This window comes from Bacillus daqingensis, assembly GCF_042654445.1.
In the GTDB taxonomy this organism is placed as follows: domain Bacteria; phylum Bacillota; class Bacilli; order Bacillales; family Salisediminibacteriaceae; genus Alkalicoccus; species Alkalicoccus luteus.
Map to the genome: position 1 here is coordinate 26,047 of NZ_JBHSGK010000020.1, position 22,078 is coordinate 48,124.

The following is a 22,078-nucleotide window of genomic DNA, read 5'->3' on the forward strand; positions in this document are numbered from 1 at the left end:
GAAGAGCACAGGATTTTAAAGACTGGGGGCTGAGCCCGATGACAGAACGTTTATTAATTAATGGCGGTACTGAACATTTATTAAAGGAGCTTACCAGCTCGCTTGAGACATGCGAACGGTTTTATTTCGGAGTCGCATTCTTAACATACAGCGGTGCACAGCTACTGCTTGATACGTTAAAAGAAGCAGGGGAGCGCGGCAAATCGGGTCGCATTCTCTCCTCCACCTACTTGAACTTCACTGATCCAGAGGCTGTAGCACGACTGTCGGCCTTTCCGTTCATCGATACAAAGATGTTTAATTCTGAGGAAAACGGTGGCTTTCACACAAAAACGTACATATTTGAGTACAAAGAGCATTACAAAATAATAATCGGTTCTTCTAATTTAACGAGAGCTGCATTAAAAACAAATGTCGAATGGAATGTCGAAATCATCTCTAAAAAGGACGAATCGTTCGTACAGCAAGTATTAACAGAATATCAAACGCTGTGGAATCGAAGTCAGATTCCGACCGAAGACTTTCTTGATCACTATAGAAGCATCTATCGAAGTACACGACAAGTGAAAGAGCGTCAGCAGTCCCTGCATACACTTCCAGCGTACATCGCACCGAACAGCATGCAGAGCCGGGCAATGAAAAGCCTTGAGCGCCTCCGTTCTCTTGGTGAAAACAAAGCATTGGTTATTGCTGCTACTGGTACAGGGAAAACGTACATGGCTGCTTTTGATGTACAAAAATTGCAGCCGAAACGCCTCCTGTTTCTCGTTCATCGCGAAGACATTTTAGTAAAAGCAAAAGAAACCTTTTCCCACCTGCTTCACCAGCAACACTCGTTTGGCATGATGACCGGCTCCAGAAAAGATATCGGGGCTGACTATCTGTTTGCTAACATACGCACGATGGCAAATCACTACAGCCAGTTTGATCCTGCCCATTTTGATTACATCGTTTATGATGAAGCTCACCACACAACTGCACCTCAATATCAGCAAGTGATGAAACATTTTCATCCAGCTTTTGCACTTGGGATGACGGCAACTCCGGAGCGCAGTGACGAAGCTTCTGTATTTGAAGTATTTGATCATAACGTCGCAGCAGAAGTTCGGCTTCATGACGCACTGAAGGATGAAATCATTGCACCATTTCACTATTTCGGCATCACTGATGTAGATGGCATTCGTTTAGACGACGTTGCACCGAACGATCAAGCCGAGCTTTCCAGAAGACTGCAAGTGCACTTTCGCGTGGAACATATTTTAACGAATATGTATTTTTATAAGCATGATGGTGCTGTACGTAGAGGGCTCGGTTTTTGTGTCAACATTGACCATGCTGTCTATATGGCTGATGCATTCAGCCAGGCCGGGGTGCCTAGTGTTGCCCTGACCGGTGATGATCCTGCGCTCGAGCGGAAAAAGATGATTGAAAAACTCGAAGATGAGCACGATCCTCTTGAATTTATTTTCACCGTCGATATTTTTAATGAAGGTGTCGATATCCCAAGTGTGAACCTGGTTCTCATGCTGCGTCCGACAGAATCTCCAATTGTATTTATTCAGCAGCTTGGCCGCGGCCTTCGCAAGCACCCGGGCAAGGAATTTTTGACCGTACTCGATTTCATCGGCAATCACAACCGCGCTTTTTTAGTCGCTATCGCATTAAACGGCAGCCGCTACTACGATAAAGAAAGCTTAAAAGTTGCTGTTGCAACCGATTTTGCGACTGTTCCGGCCCCCGTTCATATTCAAATGGACCGGATTGCCAAGGAGCGGATCATTGCGCAAATTGATCAGGAATCCTTTTTCAGCATGAAATACTTAAAAGAGGCATACCTGCAGTTTAAACAGATTCGCAATGGCAAAGCGCCTAGCGCATTAATGGATTATTTTACGTACGACGGCGCTCCGGATCCGATACCATTTATCGAAAAAAGCGGCAGCTATCTTCATTTTTTAGCAAAAGTAGAAAAGAACGATTTGTTTCAGATTCCATTTGAAGAAAAGTCCTCGGAGCTTGTCTACAAGTCCCTTTCCAGCCACCTTCCATTAAAGAGACCGCATGAATTTGCACTTCTGGATGCGTTAATGACAAAAGACAAGTTAACAAGGGAGGATGCAGAAGCCGCCATTCTGCACTGGCTGGATACGGTACCACCTTCATCTGTCGCCCATGCCATGAACACAGTTGCACAGCAGTATATGGATAAAAGAGAGCAGCAGCGTTCACCTGCGTTAGCAGAGTGGCAGCATGATTGCTTAGTAAGAACCGAACATTTTACACACTTGCTAGAAAGTCGGGACAACTATGAACGCCTTCATGATGTGATCGAATATGGTCTGCACCGCTACGAGCGTGATTTCGGTTCTGCCGATCATGGACTGCCCTTTTTAAAGGTAGGAGCACAATACCAAATGAAAGACGCCGCTTTGTTATCCAATTTTTCTAAGACCCACTCTTCCTTCAGAGGATCCGGTCTGCTGGCCAATGAGAAGGATTATTTTTTGTATGTCGACTTGCATAAAGACGCGGACGTTGCAGAGCGGCTGAACTATCACGATGAGTTCCTTGACCGCTCAACGTTTCTTTGGGACAGCCCAAATAATATGACGCCAGATTCGCTGCGAGGGCGCAATATAATGGAACACGAAGCAAGAGGCTACAGGCTGCATTTGTTTGTCCGTAAGTATAAATCAATCGAAGGAAATCGAACGGAGCCGTTTATTTATGTCGGAGAATTGACAGTGGTTGAAGCGAGCGGCAGCAGACCCATCCAGTTTCGCATGCACCTGAAGCAGCCTCTCCCGTCGATTTTGTATAAAGAGCTGACCGAAAAGGTTTAGCGACTGACTTTTGTTGTAAGAAAATCAACTGCTGGAATATCTGCCGGAGCCCAATGCAGGGAGGTCAGGTTTTCTTTAGGCAGCCAGAGCAGCTTAGCATGTTCAGATGCGTGAGGCTCCCCTTTCTCAATCACTGCGCTCAAGCAGTTAAGCTCGACGATCGCTTTTTCATATTCATGAACGTGTGTATGGAGGAGTTCACCAGCTCGGATGCTGCAGTGGAGCTCCTCTTTTATTTCCCGCTCCAGCGCTGTGCCAAGATCTTCACCGTTTTCCACTTTCCCACCGGGAAATTCCCAAACGTTAGGCAGTGACATGTCGTGACTCCGCAGCGCACAGAGAAGCTCACTTTCACTATTTTCAATTACAGCTGCTACTACTTTCACGCGTTTTTTCATGTATGTACAACTCCTCATTCCAATATCGTCTTCTATTTATCTAAACGCGTTTGATGAAAAAACGCAACCGGCTACATGCAGTATCAGACAATTAACGTTATGGCAACGTTTGATACCATTACGTAAGGCTTTTCTTTTGTATGTATTGGCTGACCTATTAGGACATGACTCCGAAAAAAGTTAAACGTTTGCGTTCTGGCCCCCTAATTCTGGACGCTTTCGACCTCGTGCTTTGTCATTCTCCCTTTTTCACCGATCGCTTCGTCAAACCTTCATTTCGATGGGCGCAAGCTCCCCCTTCATCGCTGCTTCATGGTAAGCGGCTGGGGTCATGTAGTGAAGGCTGCCATGAGGCCGTTTAGCGTTGTAGTACGCATAGTAGTCGTCCACTTCGGCATAGGCTTCATCGAAGAATGTGAAGACGCGTTGATCGAAACATTCCTGCTGGAGCTGGCTGTGAAACGCCTCCACGTATGCGTTCAGGTTCGGAGATTTTGGTGGAATGCGTTCATGGTAAATGTGGTGTTGGTGCATAAACGCTCCGCAGCCACGACTGACAAACTGAGGACCGTTGTCGGTCCGAATGATCAACTTTTTTTCATAGGTTTCCGGCGAATGGTGGATGCCGCGGATCAAAAACGCTTTGACCAGCATCTGGCGAATCTGAATCCAGCGGCACTCCGGGCCGCGATAATACCCGACAATGGTCCGGTCAAAGACATCAATCACATTGCAGATAAAGAAGAATCGCCCCGATTCCGCAATGATGCCGTATTTAATATCCATCTGCCAGAGTTGGTTCGGTGCGGTGATGACCCGAACGCGTGCCAGGTGACGAGGGTAAGGCGGCTTTTTGTGCCGCTGTTCCTTGAGAATACCGAGCTCCTGGCAGAGGCGGTAGACCTTCTTTTTGTTAATAATAAGATCAAAGTCGCGGCGAAGGAAGACCCCCCATTTTTTGTAGCCACAGGTGCTGGCCCACTCGTCACAGGCCAGTTCCATCAATCGTTCTTTAATCGCGTCATCGGGAATGGGGTCTCCGTGGATTGTCAGCGAATAACCGGGAATCGGTCGGCCTCGTGGCCGTTCAAGCAGACGCAGGGTTGCGTTCATGGTACGTCTGGGATAGGCAGCGTAGTACGTCGAAACGGCAATCCCCACCAGGCGCAGGATCAAACGAGCCCGGAATCCGGCATGGATCCATCGGTGGGCGACGGGAAGCCGGTCGGCTAAAGAAACTCTTTTTTTTCGATCATATCCCGGAGCACGGCCACCTCCAGCTCCTTCTCACCCAACAGTTTGAGCACTTTCTCATATCGTTTCTCCAACTCGATCCGGGAAAGGTTTCCCTCATGAACCGGAATCGTTTCCCTGGCTAATTCCTCCTGCACTTCATCGCCATAGCGACGAATCCACACATTCAGCGCCCCGCGGCTAACACCGGCGATCCGACAAACTTTCTGTTTATTATCTAATTCGATTGCCATGCGCACGTATTTACGGCGCATTTCATCAAGCGCACTCGTTTTGTCACCCATCCCAGGTCACCTCCTCGTGATAGTAGTAGTATATAGAAAGAGGAGAAAACGTGTCCAAGGTATTTAGGGGGCCGGAGGGTTTGCTGGCAAATGTTGAACGTTTTGCCGCTCTGAATGAACGTTTTTTCGTTATAGCAGTCCTAAGTCGAAGCTCGTAAACACTTTCCGGCCGAGGTTAATGCTTTTGCAGCTGAAGTTGAAGCTTTCATGAGCCAAGTTAACGCTTTTACACGAGAGGTTAAACACTTTCCCTGCAGCAGCCTTGCTCCCATCAGAAAGAGTGCCGCCTTCCGCCCCCAAAAAAGGCTCCCGGCATCAGCCGGAAGCCTCTTCTGCTTATGGTTTCAGCACGAATTTGATGCTGTTTTCTTCCTTTTGATCGAACATGCGGTATGCCTCTGCTGCCTGATCGAGCGGAACTGGATGGGTGATAATATCTTTCGGATCAAACAGCTTGTTCTCGATCATTTTGTACAGTGCCGGCATCATGTGAATGACAGGAGCCTGTCCCATCGTGAGCGCGACATTGCGGGTGAAGAAATCGCCGATCGGGAAATTGTTGGCTTCGGTACCATAGACGCCGGTTAGCTGCACGACGCCAAATTTCTGAACGGCCTGGGAGGCTGTAATGATCGGGCTGATCGTACCAAACTGATTGTCTCCATCAGATCCGTGCTCCACTCCCGGCGGCACAGTGCCGTCCATACCGACACAGTCAATGACAACCTGTGCGCCGCCCTTTGTTTTTTCGTGAAGCAGCTTGCCGATCTCCGGATTCTTCTCAAAATTGTACGTTTCCACGTTATTGGTGCGGCGGGCATGCTCCAGCCGGTATTCATAGTGGTCCACCGCGATCACGCGTTCAGCACCTTTGAGCCAGGCAAACTTCTGCGTCATCAGCCCGACCGGTCCGCAGCCGAGTACGATGACGGTATCACCGTAGGAAACACCGCTGTTTTCCACGCTCCAGTAAGCGGTCGGGACAACATCGGATAAAAACAGCACGCTTTCGTCATCCAGTTCGCTGTTTTCCGGCACTTTAAACGACGTGAAATCTGCATACGGAACGCGCAGGTACTCCGCCTGTCCGCCTGGGAAACTGCCGAAGTCTTCGGAAAAGCCGAACAATCCGCCCATTTCCGCGTGCGGATTCGACTCGTCGCACTGGCTTTCCATTTGATTTTGACAGAAGTGGCACTGTCCGCATCCAATGTTAAATGGAATAACGACGCGGTCGCCTTTTTTCAAGGATTCAACTCCCGGACCGACTTCCTCCACGATGCCCATCGGCTCGTGCCCGACGATATAATCCTGCGGTGCGGGAATTCCGCCTTTGTATAAATGCAGGTCAGAGCCGCAAATACCGCTGGCGGTGATTTTCACGATCATATCGGTATCTTTTTGAATCGACGGGGCCTCTACTTCTTTTACTTCCATGTGATCCTTGCCTTGATACGTTACAGCTTTCATCGAACCATCCTTTCATCCATCGTAATAGGCTTATTGTATGTACCATTCACGAACGAAAGGAAAGTAAAACAAAAAATGGGCATATTGAACAGTTTGTCCTAGCAGGGGTATGTTCAGGCTTCGTGCAGAAGAAGTCCTGCTTGACCGAGTGCCTGAACCGCTTCGTTAAGCTCTTCTTCACTGTCTGCCTCCAGCGTATGCAGGTGAATGCCGTCGGTCAGCTCAGACAAATAGCTTGCTTCGGTCCTGCGAACTTTTTCAAGAAACTGCTGCACCTGGCGACGGTTTTTGACCATGATACTCGCGCGCAGATCGCCGTAAACAGGATGCTCCACGCGGACGTCCTTTACCGTCACTCCGTGGTCTACCAACAGCAGCAGTTCTTCTTCCGTCCGTTCAGGCGGATGAATACAAGCGACAGTTTTTTCAATGCGGCCGCTTCCTTCCTCACGCCAAATATAGCCCTGGCTCGTCGCCGTGATCGGCAGGTTCTGCGCCTTTAAGAGCGTGATATCCTGTACAATCACCTGCCGGCTGACGCCAAACTGATCTCCGAGCGCCTTGCCGGTACGCGCCTTCCCGGACTGCTTCAGCTCCTGAACAATTGCTTGGCGCCGTTCTTCACCGAGTACTTTTGCTGACATGTTCATTCCTCCTGACTGCTTCCACGATATCACAAATTGCTTCCGCTGCCTGAATAAGCTCCTCCGGCGTTGTCGTATGCGTAAACGAGATGCGCAGAAACCGCGATCGTTCAGCATGGCTGTCCGGGTGCAGCGCCTGCATCATCATCGAGGCATCGGTTTCTCCCTGTGTGCACGCTGTTCCCGTCGACACGTAAATTCCCTTCCGATCGAGAAGAGCCAGCAGGTACTGACCTGAAACACCCGGCACACGAATACCAATGATATAGGGGGACTGCTGAGGCGCTTCATCCACCTCTGCTCCTGCAGGCCGCAGCGCCCGGATGAACAGCCTCCGCTTTTCCAGCGCTTCCCGGGAGGCAACGCGAAGGTCGGGTAACGCCTGTACAGCAGCTGCAAACGCAGCCGTACCCGGTACGTCAACCGTACCCGGTCGGAAGCCGTGTTCCTGCGTTGTATTCGGCCACACCTCTTTCCAGCACATCCGATCTTTCAAATAGACTGCTCCCATGTGCTTCGGTCCGCCGAGCTTGTGGGCAGATACGCTTGCCGCCTCCACTCCCAGCTTGTTCAGAGAAAGAGGCAGCTTTCCAAAAGCTTGCACCGCGTCCGTATGAAATGGCGTATCACCGGCTGCCTGTTTCAATGCCGAAACCGGCTGCATGATTCCAGTCTCGCTGTTTACAAGCTGGATCGAAATCAACGCCGTGTCCGGTCGCAGCACGCGAGTAAGCTGCTCTGAAGTCAGCACCCCGCTGCGATCCGGCACGAGTCTCGTCACCTCTGTTCCGTTTCGTTCCAGCCGCCCGAAAAATGAAGCAGCAGAGGGATGTTCAATCGTTGTCGTGACCACATGCTTCGGGTCTTTCCCCTGCAGCAGGCTTCCGAGTGCTAACTGATTCGCTTCGCTGCCCCCTGCTGTGAAATACAGCTGCTCAGTTTCTGCGTCCAGCCTCGCTGCTGTTTCCTTTCTGGCAAGCTCCAACAGCCGCGCGGTCCTTGTTCCCGGCTCATGCAGGCTCGACGGATTGGCGGCAAATTCGTTCTGTGCCCGGCACCATGTGTCTATCACTGTTGGGTGCATCGGGCTTCCTGCTGCGTGATCCAAATATATCATCGCTCTTCTCCTTTCCAGTACTTGTCCTTAGTGTAGTTTTATGTAAAGATAAGTGTCAAGACACTTATAAAGACAGGTGACGTTTATGAACGTGATTGTAATAGGAGGCGGATTAGCTGCCTGCAGCGTGCTCGCTCATCTGCCGCCAGAGGCGAGCTGCACGGTGCTTCTAAAAAACAGCCGGTACTCCGGCAATTCTTATCTTGCCCAAGGAGGCATTGCCGCGCCGTTTCATCCTGATGATTCGGTTGAAAAGCACTGGCTCGACACAATGGAGTGCGGGTCGTGGAAAAATAACGGTACACGGGTGCGGGAGCTGATACAAAATGGGAAGCAGCTTCTGACCGAACAGCTTGATCTGTTCGATCAAAATCATGAAGGATCGCCGGCTCTGGCAATGGAGGGGGCCCATTCCCTCCCGCGCATTCTTCATGCTGGAGGAGATCAGACCGGATCCAGACTCATGGAGCAAGCAAACGGCATTCTGAAGCACGTCCGTGTACTCGAACAGGCACCGGCCGAGGATCTGCTCATCGAGCACGGACGCTGTACCGGTGTCATCTACCGCCATCGCGGCGAGCGGTTTCAGCTTCGAAGCGACGCTGTCATCCTTGCCGCCGGCGGAAGCGGATCGCTGTTTCCCTATACGTCAAATGCTCCCGGGACGACCGGAGACGCAGCCGCAATGGCCTCCAGAGCCGGCGTGATCCTTACTGATATGGAATATATGCAGTTTCATCCGACGCTTTGGGTCGAAAACGGGCGCACCATACAGCTCATTTCAGAAGCCGTCCGCGGCGCAGGTGCTGTGCTGCGCAGGGAGGATGGCTCGAGATTGATGCGGGAAGAGGACGGCGGTGACCTGGCTCCGAGAGACGTTACTTCCCGAGCAGTCGACCAGGAGCGCCAGCAGGGCCGGAGCGTTTGGCTTGATGTCAGCGCCGTCGAAAAGCTGGCTGAACGATTCCCGTTTCTCTATCAGGAAATGAGCCGCCGTAAATCCGGCCTTCGTCTCCCGGTCGCCTGCGGCGCTCACTTTCATATGGGCGGGGTTCCGGCCGACTTGGACGGCAGAACTGAGCTCCCTGGGCTTTTTGCTGTCGGCGAGGCAGCCTGTACCGGGGTTCACGGAGCGAATCGTCTTGCAAGTAATTCACTGCTTGAAGCCATCGTTACCGGAACGCGCTGCGGAGCTGCTTTACGCGAAGAGCCGATTCCAGGCCTTAAAGGGGTGACAAAGCTCGCCCCTCCACTTCCTGCTGAAGAGCCGGATGTGAAGGAGCTGCAGCGTCACATCCATGAAGGGCTCGGCGTGGTCCGCAACAATGCAGCGCTTGACGGACTGCTCGATTATTTACGGTCCTTTTCTCCTGCGCTTGAAAAGACAACGGCGCTCGAGACAGCTAATAGGATCCAGACAGCGACTTTAATGGCCGAAGCAGCCAGAAAAAACAATACGCCGCTTGGCGCCCATTGGAAGGAGACTACACATGAACCGATTGCTTTTACGCGAACAGCTGATCCAGTTTTTTAATGAGGACATCGGCTTTGGAGACCGCTCAGCAGCTGCACTAGGCAGAACAGAAGCTGAAGCCGCGATTATGATGAAGGCAGATGGATGCTTTTACGGACATGACATTATACATACCGGAGCTTCTATTCTGGGACTGTCCGTGTCGTTATGTCTGGAAGACGGCGTCAACGTAGAGGCTGGAGATACAGCGGTACTGCTTCACGGACCTGCCTCAGCCCTATTGTCTGGAGAACGAGTGCTGTTGAACCTGCTGCAGCGGCTGAGCGGTACGGCGACGCTCACACAGCAGGCGGCGGCCCGTCTTGCAGGAACCGGCATAAGGGTGACCGATACCCGGAAAACAACACCCGGACTTCGTATGCTGGAAAAGGACGCAGTTCGTGCCGGCGGCGGTGTCAGCCACCGGGCCCGGCTTGATGACGTCTGTATGATAAAAGAAAATCACATTGCAGCGGCAGGGTCGATCACGAACGCCGCGGAAGCGATCCGTCGCACCGCAGGACCGCTCACCGCGTTAGAAATCGAAATTGAAACAGAAGCTGAGCTTTTAGAAGCTGTGCAGTGCGGACCTGACGTGATCATGTTCGATAATTGCACGAACGAGGAAGCGATTCGCTGGGCCAGCCTCGTGCCTGAAACCATTCGAATCGAACGTTCAGGAGCGATCACGCTCGACACGATCCGCGAAGCAGCCGTTCCAGGCATTGATTATATATCTCTTGGAGCACTGACGCATTCAGCACCTGCTCTTGATATGAGCATGCGACTGACAATAAAGGAGGCAGTTCGATGAAGTCTATGCTGTTCGACCAGTTGACACCGGCAATTCCCGCTGCATACAAGCAGCTGTCTGATAACGAGCTCCAGCAACTCGTACGCGAAAAGCGCGAAGCTCTTGGAAGCTCGCTGTTTTTACCAGGACACCACTACCAGCGCGACGAAGTCATCCGCTTTGCTGATGTCACCGGTGACTCGCTTCAACTCGCCAGACAATCGGCAGCCCGTCCCGAAGCGGATGTGATTATCTTTCTCGGTGTGCATTTTATGGCAGAGACAGCTGATATTCTCACCCCGGACAGACAGCGCGTGATTCTGCCCGATTTACGAGCCGGCTGTTCCATGGCTGACATGGCCGATGACCGGCAGTGTGAAGAGGCGTGGAAGCAGCTGACGGACCGCTATGGCGACACGATTCTTCCTGTCACGTATGTAAACTCTTCTGCGGCTGTAAAAGCGTTCGTTGGCCGGCACGGCGGTACAACCGTTACGTCTTCAAATGCCAAGCAGGTCATGGCGTGGGCCTATTCGCAGAAAAAACGGGTGCTGTTCCTGCCCGATCAGCACCTTGGACGAAACACTGCGTATAAAGGAGGCATGAGCCGCGAAAAAATGGCAGTCTGGGATCCGATTCGTGCCGAACTGGTACCGGATCAGCCGGGGGCGGCACTGGATGACGCGGAGCTGCTGCTCTGGAAAGGACACTGTTCGGTACATGAGAATTTTAGAATGGAGCACATTCAGCAGTTTCGCAGCGAAGAACCGGACAGACAGATTCTGGTGCATCCCGAATGCACATGGGAAGTGACGCAGGCAGCCGATTTAGCAGGATCCACCTCCTATATTATCAACCAGATTCAGCAGGCTGCCCCGGGTTCAAAGTGGGCCGTCGGAACGGAAATGAACCTCGTTCAGAGGCTTGCTGCCGAACATCCGGAGCAGTCCATTGTGTCGCTTAATCCGGATATGTGTCCATGCCTCACGATGAACCGGATTGATCTGCCTCATTTGGCGTGGGTGCTTGATGAAGTTGCATCTGGAAAAATCGTTCATGAAATACGCGTACCGGATAACATAGCAGCAGATGCCGGGCTCGCTATCGAACGAATGATGAGCCTAACATCGTAGGATGCTCCTATTTCCCGGGAAATAACGAAAGAAGCTGTCCCGACTCATACATAGGGACAGCCTCTTTATTTATATGTCTGCCAGCTGTTATGAACGTTCAGTGAGCACTTTTTCCAGCACTATTTTTAACCCTTTTTCTCCTTCTTCTGTGCCGGTGATGAAGAATTCGTGCTTCAATGCGAGGATCAACATTCCGCGCCAGCGGTTCATCGTTTTCATGCAGACGCTTATATACCCCTGTTTCCTGAGCGCTTCATGCTGACCTCTCATTAGTGCGCTGCCAACTCCGGCCCGGCGTCGGTCCGGATCGACCGCTCCAAGCCAGCTGTAAAACGTCGTTGCTCCTGTCCTATACCCGATCTTAAATCCAATGAGAGTCTCACGCTCCCAGGCTGCTGTAACGTGCAGAGCAGGCTTTGCAGCTGCTTTTTCCTGAAGCGTTCGGACGTCGCTAAACACACGCTGGTATAACGGCTCCAAACGAGCAAGCAGTGCCTCGTCCGCCTCTTCTGTCACCTGAACCTTCATGGCCGCTCCACCTCGAACGGCACGGCCAGTATGCCCTCATCGGTAAAACCATCGGGATGGACCTGCTTGACGAGGCGGTACTCTCCCGCTGTCAGCTCCGGAAGCTCTACCGGCTCTTCCACGCTCTCTCCAATGCCAATAACAATAGCTTCATTTGTAAACGCCTGCTCAGTCGGTACGGTGCGCCACGTCTCGTTAACACGCTTTTCGACCGTATAATTGCTCCCTGTCACAAGCGGAACAGGGCCGGTGTTTTTGAGAATCATTGCATCGTTCTCATACGACAGCGCTGCTCCAATTTCGTTCGGTGCGGTCAAGATAAATCCGCTCAGCGTATCCTCTGTCTCCCTGGTGTCAGGATGAAGCACGCTCAGTTCTGACAGATAGAGCATGCCGTCCGGTCCGGGAATATCACCGGAAAAGAACGTTTTCTTCTGATCGAATGAGCCGATCCCGATACGCTCCTGTACAATGGTTTCTCCTGCTTCACAGCTGCTGTAATCCATTACCTTCAGCTCCAGCTCCCGATCAACATCCACACTTTCCGCTTCATGCTCAAACAGGACCACTTCGTACGCTGTTCCGGATGGCATCGTTCCATGGGGCCATCCGTAGCCGAAAATACCAGCACCATCATGCAGAAACCATTCTCCGGTAAGCTTTTTTGGTTCTGGTACTCCACCGAAATCCGCGCCATGATTCAAGTCGTTCTCACGCAGACAGGCGAGGATGTCTTCCTCATGAGCGAATTCACTTTCGATGGCCTCAGGCAATTCGCCGTGCCCTTCTTCCCATTCTGTTTCAGCACTCAATTCTCCTGATCCGCAGGCGGCCAAAAGCAGCACCATTCCAAACCCTGCTTTACGCATAGGCGTCATTCCTCTCTCTTTTATTCAAAAGACGCTGTTAAAACTCTTCTGTTTCAGCCTCTCTTATTATGTTTACAAAAGCAGCTGGAGCCTTTACTACCTGCAGCTTCGCGTACAGCTCCGGCTTCATTTTCACTTTCAGGTAAGGAAGGCTTTCTTCCAGGTGATTGAGCCTCGTACCGAAACGGTCTCCTTCCATCAGCTGAAAGCCGAGATCTGTATACAAGCCGACTGCACGATAGCTTTCAGGCTGTGTGTGCAAATATACCGGCAGCTCAGCCCGTTCAAGGAGCTGCGTCATCAGCGCTCGTCCAATTCCGCGCCCTTCCCAATCCGGAACTGTTTTCAGCCAATGTACGGTGTCGAGCTTCCCGTACGCCTTCCACCTCGTGCAGACACCGATCATTTGCTCTCCATCTTCAACAATCGCCGTCTGCCTGAAGAAACGGTCCATATCGGCACCATACACACGCTCAACGTACTCCTCCATATACGGACGGTACGCCTCAGCGTCCATCGGATGATCAAATGGCATAGCCATCCACGCCTGCAGGTCAGCGGCCTGCATCGACCGGACGCTGACGGCGTCAGGAAATGCCGCAAAGGCCTTCCGGTTCGGGTCATGACAAACCATAAACAGGTTTTTCTCAGGAAGCTGTTCCATCTCCATTCCTCCTCAAAGCGGGCATGGCGCAGCGCTCATTCGTTACCAGCCGCATCCCATTCCCGCTTCAGCATGCCATACACAACATGATCAACCCGGCCGCTGCGAAGTTTTTCCACCTCTCGAATCGTTCCTTCTTCGCTAAAGCCGAGACGTTCCGGGACCGACCTGCTGGCTTGATTTCCGGCCGCTGCGCGTACCTCCACTTTGTGCATCGAGAGCTCTTCGAATGCATAATCCGTCAATGCCCGAACTGTCCGCGTCATGATTCCGTTTCCTTGAAACGCTGCAGCGAGCCAGTAGCCGACAGAAGCAACTCCGTTTGTCGTATCGATTCGATTGAACCCTGCAATCCCTGCAGTTTCCCCGCGGTACAAAATGACTGCGTCAAGTGCAGTTTGTTCGGCAAACCGTTTTCTGCTGCTTTGAATAAACGCCGCCGTTTCCGATTCTTTTTCGATCTGGTCGACCCATGGGAGCCATTCCCCAAGGTAGGCCTTATCCGAAACGGTCAGGTTAAACAGATCAGCAGTATGCTTAGCCGCCACTAATTCAAGTACGATATCATTATCTATCTCGTATGAGAACACGTTGTTTTCATCCTTTCATCATTATGGTTTCAGTTCTTGCACCGGTGAAGAGCCTTCCCGAAACAGAAGGCTGCAGCATGCGCTGGCTGTAAGTAGAAGACAGAGCCCTATCAAGCCGCCCTGCGGTATATACCATTCGGATATACTGCCTGCAAACGCATTTCCGGCTATTGCAGCCGCCCCGCTTATAAAGGCGGAGCCAGCGAGAACACGTGCGAGTCGGTGATCAGCTGTCACCGCTGTTCGAGCGGATCCATTCAACACAAACGCCATGGAGAGCGCACCATCAAATACAAACATACCTGCAGCAAGTAAAGCCAGGTTGTCTGTTAAGCTGATGACGAACATCCCTCCAGCTGCCAGAAGCATAAGCGTACCGAACAGCTTGTTCCATGCAATACGACTGACGATCCGCAGCATGAGAACCGCTGCAATATTTCCTGCTCCTGCTGCTGAAAGAATGACCCCTGTCTTCCATGCTTCAAAATCAAGCGATTCACTCGTATATATAATGACGAGCAGCACGGCAGCGGTCGTCGTACTATTTAATACAATATGCTGGATCGTAATAAACGATTGACGCCCGTCTGAAATAAGCATACGTAAGCCTGCAAACAGCGACTCATCTGAGAGCTGTTTTTTCGAAACCGGCTTTTCCTTCAAGGTTAGAAACGCGATACCCAAAAACGAAACAGCATAGGTGGCTGCATCTACCGCAAGCACAGCAGCCGTGCCATACGCTGATAAAATCACGCCAGCTAAAACCGGTCCCGCAAACGTACTGAGCGCGTCTGCTCCTTCGAACCACCCGTGTGCTTCGACAAGACGTCTACGTCCTGCTACTTGCGGCACAAGTACTCCAAAGGAAACACGAAAGAAAAGTCCTGCAGCGCCAATCATGAATAAGCCCGCCCCAAGCAGCCATACGGTGAGTTGATCGAACAGCACAGCCAGTGTAAATACGCTCATCACCGAAAAACTGACCGCTTCAGCCGACATTGCCACCGTACGTTTGCGGCGATGCTCCACCCATTTCCCCGCGGGAAGAGAGAGCAGTAACGGAGCAGCCTGAGAGCAGATTACTACCAATGCAGCCTGCAAAGGTGATCCAGTTACTTGCAGCACAATAAGCGGAATGGCAATTTCACTGAAGCGGTTCCCAAAAATAGTCGCAAGCTGGCCGATCCACATTATCAAAAATGATCGTTCTGTTATCAGCATTTTCGTCACACCTTTATCCGTATTCTGTTTTCTCTGCGATAAAGGTTGTATTACATTTCATTGCCCCCATTTTTCAGATTTCTGTACTTATTCTTTGATTCGACAAGTGGCAGAAAATTCCTTTAAGCATTTGCCTTATTCTTGCATGAGCAATAGGATGACACGAAGGAAGCTGAGTCATGCTCCAGCTAGCTGGAGGCGGTAAAAAACTGCACAAAAGCGTGCTCGTCGAACGTCACTTAACGGGGTGCCAAACAATTTTAGCATCGCTCCGCTAAAAAAAGACCGGCCGGGCCGGCGATGCCGGCATCCAGTCAGTCTTTTCAGGCTAGTGCTTTAGTTTTGTTCGAGAATAACATCGATTTGTTCCAAAAGTGCTTCTTTCGCTTCTGGTTCTACGTGGCGCTCTCCAAGGTTGGAATGGAGCCGCTCTGCAAACCGCTCGATAAAGGAAACCGCCTGATCTGTGCGATCTGCTTCAGCATGGTGCAGTGCCTGACGCACTGTATTTGCCAGCTGATTGCGCAGCGGTCCTGTCACCGCACCGTCTTCTGCATAAGCAGCTGTCTGTTCCTGAAGCGCTGCAATGTCAGCCTTCCAGTCGGCCGGTACTTCCGGCTCTTCCGGTTCTGCCGGTTCTGCCGGTTCCTCTGTCTCCGGCTTACCGTTGCGTGCATCGAAAAATGCCGCTGCATCTTGATTAATAAGCGCTACATTGTCGACCGTAATCGTGTGGCCCTCGCTGATCACAGTGCCGTCCACTGCACCCATCATGAAAATCAGCAGCAGGTTCGAGTCGTCGGTCATCGTAAAGTCAAGTGTATACGTCTGCATCTCATTTGTCAGCTCTACAACGTCTTCTCCGAATCGGTAATAACCGCCAGCCTCACCAGCATCCATCGCCACCTCAAGCTTCCGGTCAACCGTCGATGCTGCATCGAACTGCAGCGTGTAGGAAACGTCGTCTTTCAGCTCCAGATCCGGCTGAAACAGCTGTATATCCCACGGATTCGTGCCTGTGTTGCTGACGTCAATACGGGCCTCGCCGTCGTCAGCTGTGAAAGAAGCGGCAGAATCACCGTCAAAGTCTCCCTGCAGGTGCGTGTTCCAGCCATCAAATCCGGATTCAAATGAGCCGTTTCGCAGCGGTGACAGCTGCTCACGCGCTCCGCTTACTTCAAAGTAAACGTTGGTGAATTCCACGTCATGCGCTTCCGAAATGGCGTCGCTTCCTTCAAGCGTGCCAAGCAGAAATTTCAGCCCCAGCTCGCCGTCAGATCCTTGCGTGAACGTATACGTATACGTCTGCCAGTCGTTCGTCAGTTCTGCTTTCTCATCAAACGAACGCTCGTAGCTGCTGTTTTCTGCGATGACGCCGATTGATCGGTCGAGGCTTGAACGTGCATCAAACTGAATCGTGTATTCCTGACCCTGGAGGACTTTCAGCTCTTCCTGGGCAAGCAGGACATCCCACGGATTCGCGCCAGTATGCTCTACCGTAAAAACACCCGTCCCATCTGCAGCTGCAAACGAGCCTGCAGAAGATGAATCGCCGTAGTCTCCCTGCACGTGCGTGGTCCATCCTTCTGTGCCTCGCAGGAAGAAACCGTTAAGCAGCGGAAAACGCTCTTCCATCGTCAATTCATCGAGTGGCAGGGCCATTCCTTCGCCCATCAGCGATACGTTATCAAGTGTTATATCCGTATCAGCTCCGCCTGCCAAAAAGACGAGACGGCCTTCCGGATTCGTTTCTCCTTCCATTGAGAAAACTGCTTCATGCGTTGCCATACCCGTTCCAAGCTCCAGCGTCGTACGCCCGTATTCCTCGCTGCCATCTTTACTCATGAGTGCAGCGGTCAGCTCACGCTCTTCGTCCGCCCGGGCATCAAAGGAAAGGATGTATTCTGCATTTTGCTGCAGCGAAAGCCCGTACTGGCTCAGCTGAACTGCTTCCGGCTCAGTCCCGCCATCGGCAATCTGCAGATCCAGCTCCCGCCGATTTGCATCAACAGACGCTTGTGCTTCTGCACCTTCTGTATCGAGCAGCCAGTGTGTCATGCGATCCATGCGTCCCTGATCGAAGGTGCCGTTATGAATCAAGTTGCCGTTCGCAAGCGGCTGCTTTGGTGCCATTTCATCATATGGATCTGCGGCATCTATTTCTTTCAGCACCGGATTGCCGATCCATACATCGCTTGTATTCAGGCCGAGATTGTACTCGAGGCGAGCCAGCGCATCGCTCTCATGCTGCATTTGAAAAGCCATCGTGTAGCGCTGCTTTTCGGTCGTCAGTGCAAAATCACGTGCTGGGGAGTAAGCTGTGTACCCACGCTCCGGTCCACCACCGATTTTGACATTCATCGTCCGGTCGGCTGCTGCAAACGCATCAAAGGAAAGTTCATACCAGCGTCCTTCAGCAAGCGTGACATTTTGAATCAGCTGGACAGAGTAAGGCTGGCTGCCTCCGCTCGTAATGGATGCGCGCGCAAAAGACTCCCCGTCGACCTCTTCTGCCGTTACCGATCCGTCTCCGTTAAACTCTCCAAGCTTCACGAAGTTCCAGTAGTCCTTCGTCCATTCTGTTTCCAATTCAGCGTTTGTCGAAATGGTGCGGAACGGCTCTGCAAAGGACGTATCGTAAATGTAGTTGCCATCAATGGCTTCCTTCGCACCTTCCGGCAGCTCTTCCGGCTCGAATTCCGGTTCGACCGGCTCCATGTAGTCACGGCCCGTCAGCTCATAAGCACGGACGTAGTCCACTTTCACCTGGCCTTCAAATTCGGTCGTTTCATCCGGATCTCCGCCGTACCAGCCGCCGACTGCCAGGTTCAGAATGAGGTGAAACTCCTGATCAAACGGAGCCGGATACGAAAACTTTTCTGCATTTCCCGCCCCGACGCTGCTCCAGTTGTTCAGCGTCTGATACAGCTCGTCGTTCACGTACCAGCGGATTTCCCCAGGCTCCCACTCCACCGCATATTCATTGTAGTCGGTAATATCGGTGCCTTCCGGGAAGTAGTAGTCCCTAGCTGTGTACGTATTTTGCGGCCATTCGCCGCCGTAATGAATGGCGCCGCCGATTTTATTCGTGCGTCCGCCCGCTGCTTCCATAATATCGATTTCACCGGATGCTGCCCAGCCGCCATAGACGTCATCTTCCGGCATCATCCAGAAGGCCGGCCAGTAGCCCTGACCTTCCGGCAGCTTCATCTTCGCTTCGAACCTGCCATATTTTTGGCTGAACTTCCCCTGAGAGTGGATTTTTCCGGACGTGTAGTCATAGGTACCGCGCTCATCCGACACGGTTTCTTCGCGTGCTTCGAGAATCAGTTCGCCGTCCTCTACCGTTACGTTGTCTTCCTGGTACGACTGAAGCTCTTCGTTGCCCCAGCCTGGAACCCAGTTTCCGTTAGCATCTTCAAAGCCATTGCCGATATCAATCGTCCAGTTGTCTTCGTTGAGCGTGTCCCCTTCAAACTTGTCTTCCCAGATAAGCGACCAGTCTTCTTTGTCCGCCTTCCCTTCCTGTGGCAGTGCAAGCAGGGCAGCCCCTGCCAGTCCTGCTGCTGCAGTAAATACGAGTCCCTTCTTCATCCAATCCCTCCCAAAATAAAGTTAGCTGCTGTGATTCACACTTGATGCTGACTGCGCTTCCGTGTTTACGGGCGGCTTCAGATAGACGTCCACCGATGTAATATCTTTGCTGCGGACAGCCTCTGCTTCCTGTTGTCCGAGACTTCTCCCAGTGATGGTCTTGCTTTTTCCGTCACGGTACGTCACGATATATGCTTCCGGCTGCACAGACCCTTCACCAAATGTTGCGTTCCCTGATGAATTGTGGTACGTCACGCTGCAGCTTCCAAACAACGTAAACGAGGCAGTGCCGTCCTCTGTAAACATCCAGCTTGGCAGCACCGGCTCCAGCTGTAAACGAAGCTCGCCGTCCTGCATGCGGAACGGGGCAGGCCCTGTCATCATGTGGATCCACATGTGCAGGTATTCAACGGTTGCTCCGCTCAGACGTGAGACAAAGCCGCGCCCGTGCAGGGCAGGATCCGGATTGGCAGAGCTTGCAATAAAGGAACTGTTTTCGAGCGTGCTTCGGCCGTATACATCCGGATCGAGAAAAGGAATCCATACAGTCGAAACGTCATCGAAGAAAGCGTCATGCATACCGGAACGCAGCACTTCAAGCATGTACTTATATTCCATGTGCAAAAACACGGATTCATTTTCAAGCCAGCCCGGCGTAAAGGCTTTTGCACGTCCGATTTCTGCAGGCTCTGCTCCAATCGGCCCGGAAACTTTGTACATACCAAGCTTTTGATCATACAGCCCGGAGCGTTTCACGGCATCATAGAGCTTTTTCTGATCCGCCTGCGAGTCACGCATTTTCATCGATTTGACGATGCCTTCCAAATAAGGGGCTACCGCCCTCGGTGTGACGTCGAGCTCGGTGAGGTCTTCTGGAAGGCTGCTGATGTCAGCCTCAAAATAGTAGTACGTTGCCGGAAGTTCCGGCTCGTTCACTTTTTCTGCCGCCTCGTCGATCAGCTGCTGCAGCGGCTCCAGCTTCTTGTTCCATTCAGCAGCAGCAAGCCGCTTCTCCGCTCCGCTCACGCCGTCCAGAATCGATTGCCGGTAAGCCTCTTTGCGAGCGTGAAACGCGTGCCAAAGCGCTATCGAATCGAGGGAAAAGGCTATTGCGTCCTTACACAGTCCGTCGATGAAGCGAACTGCCTCTTCAGGCAGTGACGCCTCTCCGTCTGCTTTCCTGAGCAGGTAAAACAGGCGCTTCAGCTCAAACAATTCTGCTGTGCAGGACCCGATCATGCCCGGCAGTCCGTTTAATGAATCGTTCCAGCCCGGTTTGTCTGCTTCCATTTCCAGCCCGTAGCCGTAAGGAGCCAGGTTCGCTGCCTTTGTGGCAGCAAGCAGCAGGAGTTTCCCGTACAGATTTGTTTCGTAGCGGCCTCCGTCAGTCGTCTGCTCCCATTTGCCGGTGCGGTCTTTATCCACGCGCACTGCTTTATACTGGCGCAAGCCGTTCGCTGTCATCACGTATTTTTCTGATCTCGGTACGACGACCGCCGGACTGCGGAAAAATGGATAGCTGCGCCCGAAGAACAAGTCGTGCTGCTTGTCCGGATACACGCTGAGGAACGCATCGATCAAATCCAGGTTGTACGTCCAGTGATCGGTCCAGTAGCCTTCACCGTAGTCCGCTTCGTACGACACTTCCGCTTCGTCCAGCATGTAGCCAAGCAGCTCGCTGAACGATTCGGAAGACGACAGTTTGCCGCTCTCAAGCAGATGCTTGACGCTTCCGGGCGTAAACCCGTCCTGAAGCAGTTTTGCCGCCTGACGGCTGTCTGCAAAGCGCTTGAGGACGTCTGCTCCCTTCGGAAGATGAAACAGCACGCCTTTAACGTGGAGCGGATTATAGCCATCCAGCTGCGTGAGACTCATAAACTGATGAATATTTGCGTCTCGCACTTCCGGTTCGAAAAAGACATCCATGCGGCGGTTCTGGTTAATATCCCGGTAGTTGCCGTTCCCCTGTGAATAAAAGGTCGGGCTGATCGAGAAAAAGTTGTAATCCCGCTCCAGATCGCCGTGCTTCCTGGAAAATAAGTAGTAAACATGACGCTGAGCTTCGGATTCGAATACGTGCGGGAATCCTCCGCGCAGCCCGTTATCGAGGTAGCACTGGCGGGTGTATGCATCGACGGTCTTTTCACCTGTTGCAGCAGCGGCCGGCGCTGTTACTTCTTCGGCGATGGCCTCCGCACGCTCGCTGCACTGCTGCAGAAAGGTTCTGTCCCAGTGCTTTTCTGTCTTTTCCAACAGCTCAATCGAATCGGCACAGCCGGAGACGCTCCAAACCTCCCAGGCTTCTCCATCTGCGAGCTCACCGCTTACGAGCGTAAAGCCGGAGGATACCTGATTCGTCGTCTGCTGAGCATCCCCAAGCTTCGTAAACACCGAGCCACTTACGAAATGCTGCGGAAATTGAAGCGACGTATCCGTTCCGAACAAGCGCGAGCGCTCTGTCAGCTTGCTCCCGAGCTCTTCTTCGTTTCCACGGCAGACAAGGCTCCAGTAGTAGTTCCCAGCTTCCACAGAGGACACTTCCGAGCTGTCGGCAGTACTGCCGCGCAGCTGATAAAACGGTGTGCCGCTCTCCGTATACAGCACGTCAAACCAGCTTTTCAGCGTATTGCCGAGTTCCTTATACGGAACGTGGTCCACGCCGGAAGGCAGAACGGCCGGCATCCCGTCTGCCGCCTCGATTTGGAGGGAGCGTCCGCTCACGTTTCGCAGCTGCAGGCGGCGTACAAGCGCCCCGGAAGCCGATTCCGGAAGCACAAAGTAGTCAACCTCCACCTCAACGTCGTTTCCCTTTGACTGAAGCTTCAGCCCGTTCTGTGCGACCTCCATCTGTTCATGTTCAGCAGGATAGGCCGAAAACGGTTCCAAAAAGGTGCGTTTGTCACCTTCCACAAGATTGATAAACGTTCGGAATCCGTGCGTATACACGTCTCGATACGCCTTATCAGCCGGCATAAATTCCAATACCGCGTTGTTTTTATCCTGCGTGCCGAAGCTGACAATTCCCTGCCCCCGGTTCACATAGAACGCCCAGATCGGGATCCCTTCCTCCCCGGCAAGTCCCGGCAGAAAGCTCGAGAAAGGCGCTTTTTTCTGGTAGTCCATAATCGAAAATGAATGATCGTCATTTAGCTTGTACATGTGA

At 52.2% G+C, this 22,078-nt stretch carries 17 protein-coding genes; 4 read left to right on the forward strand and 13 right to left on the reverse strand.

Annotated features, from left to right (window positions below; all coding sequences use genetic code 11):
* The first annotated feature begins 38 nt into the window (after positions 1-38).
* Positions 39-2,843: a DEAD/DEAH box helicase gene (locus ACFO4L_RS14970; RefSeq protein ID WP_377910470.1), complete on the forward strand. Its 2,805-nt coding sequence runs from the start codon at positions 39-41 to the stop codon at positions 2,841-2,843.
* On the opposite strand, the gene ACFO4L_RS14975 is transcribed toward ACFO4L_RS14970, so the two are convergent.
* From ACFO4L_RS14975 to ACFO4L_RS15000, 6 genes are all read right to left on the reverse strand, one after another.
* Entirely contained in the window at positions 2,840-3,241 is a 402-nt protein-coding gene (locus ACFO4L_RS14975) for a (deoxy)nucleoside triphosphate pyrophosphohydrolase (RefSeq protein WP_377910471.1), read from the reverse strand. The genes ACFO4L_RS14970 and ACFO4L_RS14975 overlap by 4 nt on opposite strands.
* A 264-nt stretch (positions 3,242-3,505) precedes the next feature.
* The gene (locus ACFO4L_RS14980) at positions 3,506-4,441 is read right to left on the reverse strand and encodes an IS3 family transposase (protein WP_377910568.1); all 936 of its coding nucleotides are present in this window, start codon (positions 4,439-4,441) and stop codon (positions 3,506-3,508) included.
* A 29-nt stretch (positions 4,442-4,470) separates the two neighbouring features.
* Entirely contained in the window at positions 4,471-4,779 is a 309-nt protein-coding gene (locus ACFO4L_RS14985) for a hypothetical protein (RefSeq protein ID WP_377910472.1), read from the reverse strand.
* Between the two features lie 336 nt (positions 4,780-5,115).
* A complete protein-coding gene (locus ACFO4L_RS14990) occupies positions 5,116-6,249 on the reverse strand; it encodes an alcohol dehydrogenase catalytic domain-containing protein (RefSeq protein WP_377910474.1) in 1,134 nt (377 codons plus the stop codon).
* Between the two features lie 113 nt (positions 6,250-6,362).
* Complete coding sequence (locus tag ACFO4L_RS14995) at positions 6,363-6,899, reverse strand: transcription repressor NadR (protein ID WP_377910475.1); 537 nt, start codon at positions 6,897-6,899, stop codon at positions 6,363-6,365.
* Positions 6,871-8,010 (reverse strand): cysteine desulfurase family protein, encoded by a 1,140-nt coding sequence (locus tag ACFO4L_RS15000; protein ID WP_377910476.1) that lies wholly within the window; start codon positions 8,008-8,010, stop codon positions 6,871-6,873. Before ACFO4L_RS15000 ends, ACFO4L_RS14995 begins: the two co-directional genes overlap by 29 nt.
* Positions 8,011-8,095: 85 nt before the next feature.
* Here ACFO4L_RS15000 and ACFO4L_RS15005 point away from each other — a divergent pair, with 85 nt between their 5' ends.
* Genes ACFO4L_RS15005 through nadA form a run of 3 tightly spaced genes read left to right on the forward strand, consistent with a single transcriptional unit; the run spans position 8,096 to position 11,449 of the window.
* On the forward strand, positions 8,096-9,544 hold the full coding sequence (locus tag ACFO4L_RS15005) for an L-aspartate oxidase (protein WP_377910477.1): 1,449 nt from the start codon (positions 8,096-8,098) through the stop codon (positions 9,542-9,544).
* A complete protein-coding gene (gene nadC / locus ACFO4L_RS15010) occupies positions 9,501-10,337 on the forward strand; it encodes a carboxylating nicotinate-nucleotide diphosphorylase (protein ID WP_377910478.1) in 837 nt (278 codons plus the stop codon). The genes ACFO4L_RS15005 and nadC overlap by 44 nt, the downstream gene beginning before the upstream one ends.
* Positions 10,334-11,449, forward strand: a complete 1,116-nt coding sequence (gene nadA, locus ACFO4L_RS15015) for a quinolinate synthase NadA (protein ID WP_377910479.1) — start codon at positions 10,334-10,336, stop codon at positions 11,447-11,449. Before nadC ends, nadA begins: the two co-directional genes overlap by 4 nt.
* Before the next feature lie 87 nt (positions 11,450-11,536).
* Here nadA and ACFO4L_RS15020 read toward each other — a convergent pair whose 3' ends face one another.
* From ACFO4L_RS15020 to ACFO4L_RS15050, 7 genes are all read right to left on the reverse strand, one after another.
* Positions 11,537-11,977, reverse strand: coding sequence for a GNAT family N-acetyltransferase (locus ACFO4L_RS15020; RefSeq protein ID WP_377910480.1), 441 nt, complete (start codon positions 11,975-11,977; stop codon positions 11,537-11,539).
* On the reverse strand, positions 11,974-12,846 hold the full coding sequence (locus ACFO4L_RS15025) for an immunoglobulin-like domain-containing protein (protein WP_377910481.1): 873 nt from the start codon (positions 12,844-12,846) through the stop codon (positions 11,974-11,976). Before ACFO4L_RS15025 ends, ACFO4L_RS15020 begins: the two co-directional genes overlap by 4 nt.
* Positions 12,847-12,883: 37 nt before the next feature.
* Positions 12,884-13,510 carry a GNAT family N-acetyltransferase gene (locus ACFO4L_RS15030; protein WP_377910483.1) on the reverse strand — a complete coding sequence of 209 codons (627 nt, stop codon included), beginning with the start codon at positions 13,508-13,510 and terminating at the stop codon, positions 12,884-12,886.
* A gap of 35 nt (positions 13,511-13,545) precedes the next feature.
* On the reverse strand, positions 13,546-14,100 hold the full coding sequence (locus ACFO4L_RS15035) for a GNAT family N-acetyltransferase (protein WP_377910484.1): 555 nt from the start codon (positions 14,098-14,100) through the stop codon (positions 13,546-13,548).
* 21 nt (positions 14,101-14,121) lie between these two features.
* Positions 14,122-15,321, reverse strand: a complete 1,200-nt coding sequence (locus ACFO4L_RS15040) for an MFS transporter (RefSeq protein ID WP_377910486.1) — start codon at positions 15,319-15,321, stop codon at positions 14,122-14,124.
* 336 nt (positions 15,322-15,657) lie between these two features.
* On the reverse strand, positions 15,658-18,915 hold the full coding sequence (locus tag ACFO4L_RS15045; protein WP_377910487.1) for a carbohydrate binding domain-containing protein: 3,258 nt from the start codon (positions 18,913-18,915) through the stop codon (positions 15,658-15,660).
* A 21-nt stretch (positions 18,916-18,936) separates the two neighbouring features.
* On the reverse strand, positions 18,937-22,074 hold the full coding sequence (locus ACFO4L_RS15050) for a hypothetical protein (RefSeq protein ID WP_377910488.1): 3,138 nt from the start codon (positions 22,072-22,074) through the stop codon (positions 18,937-18,939).
* Positions 22,075-22,078: the final 4 nt, after the last annotated feature.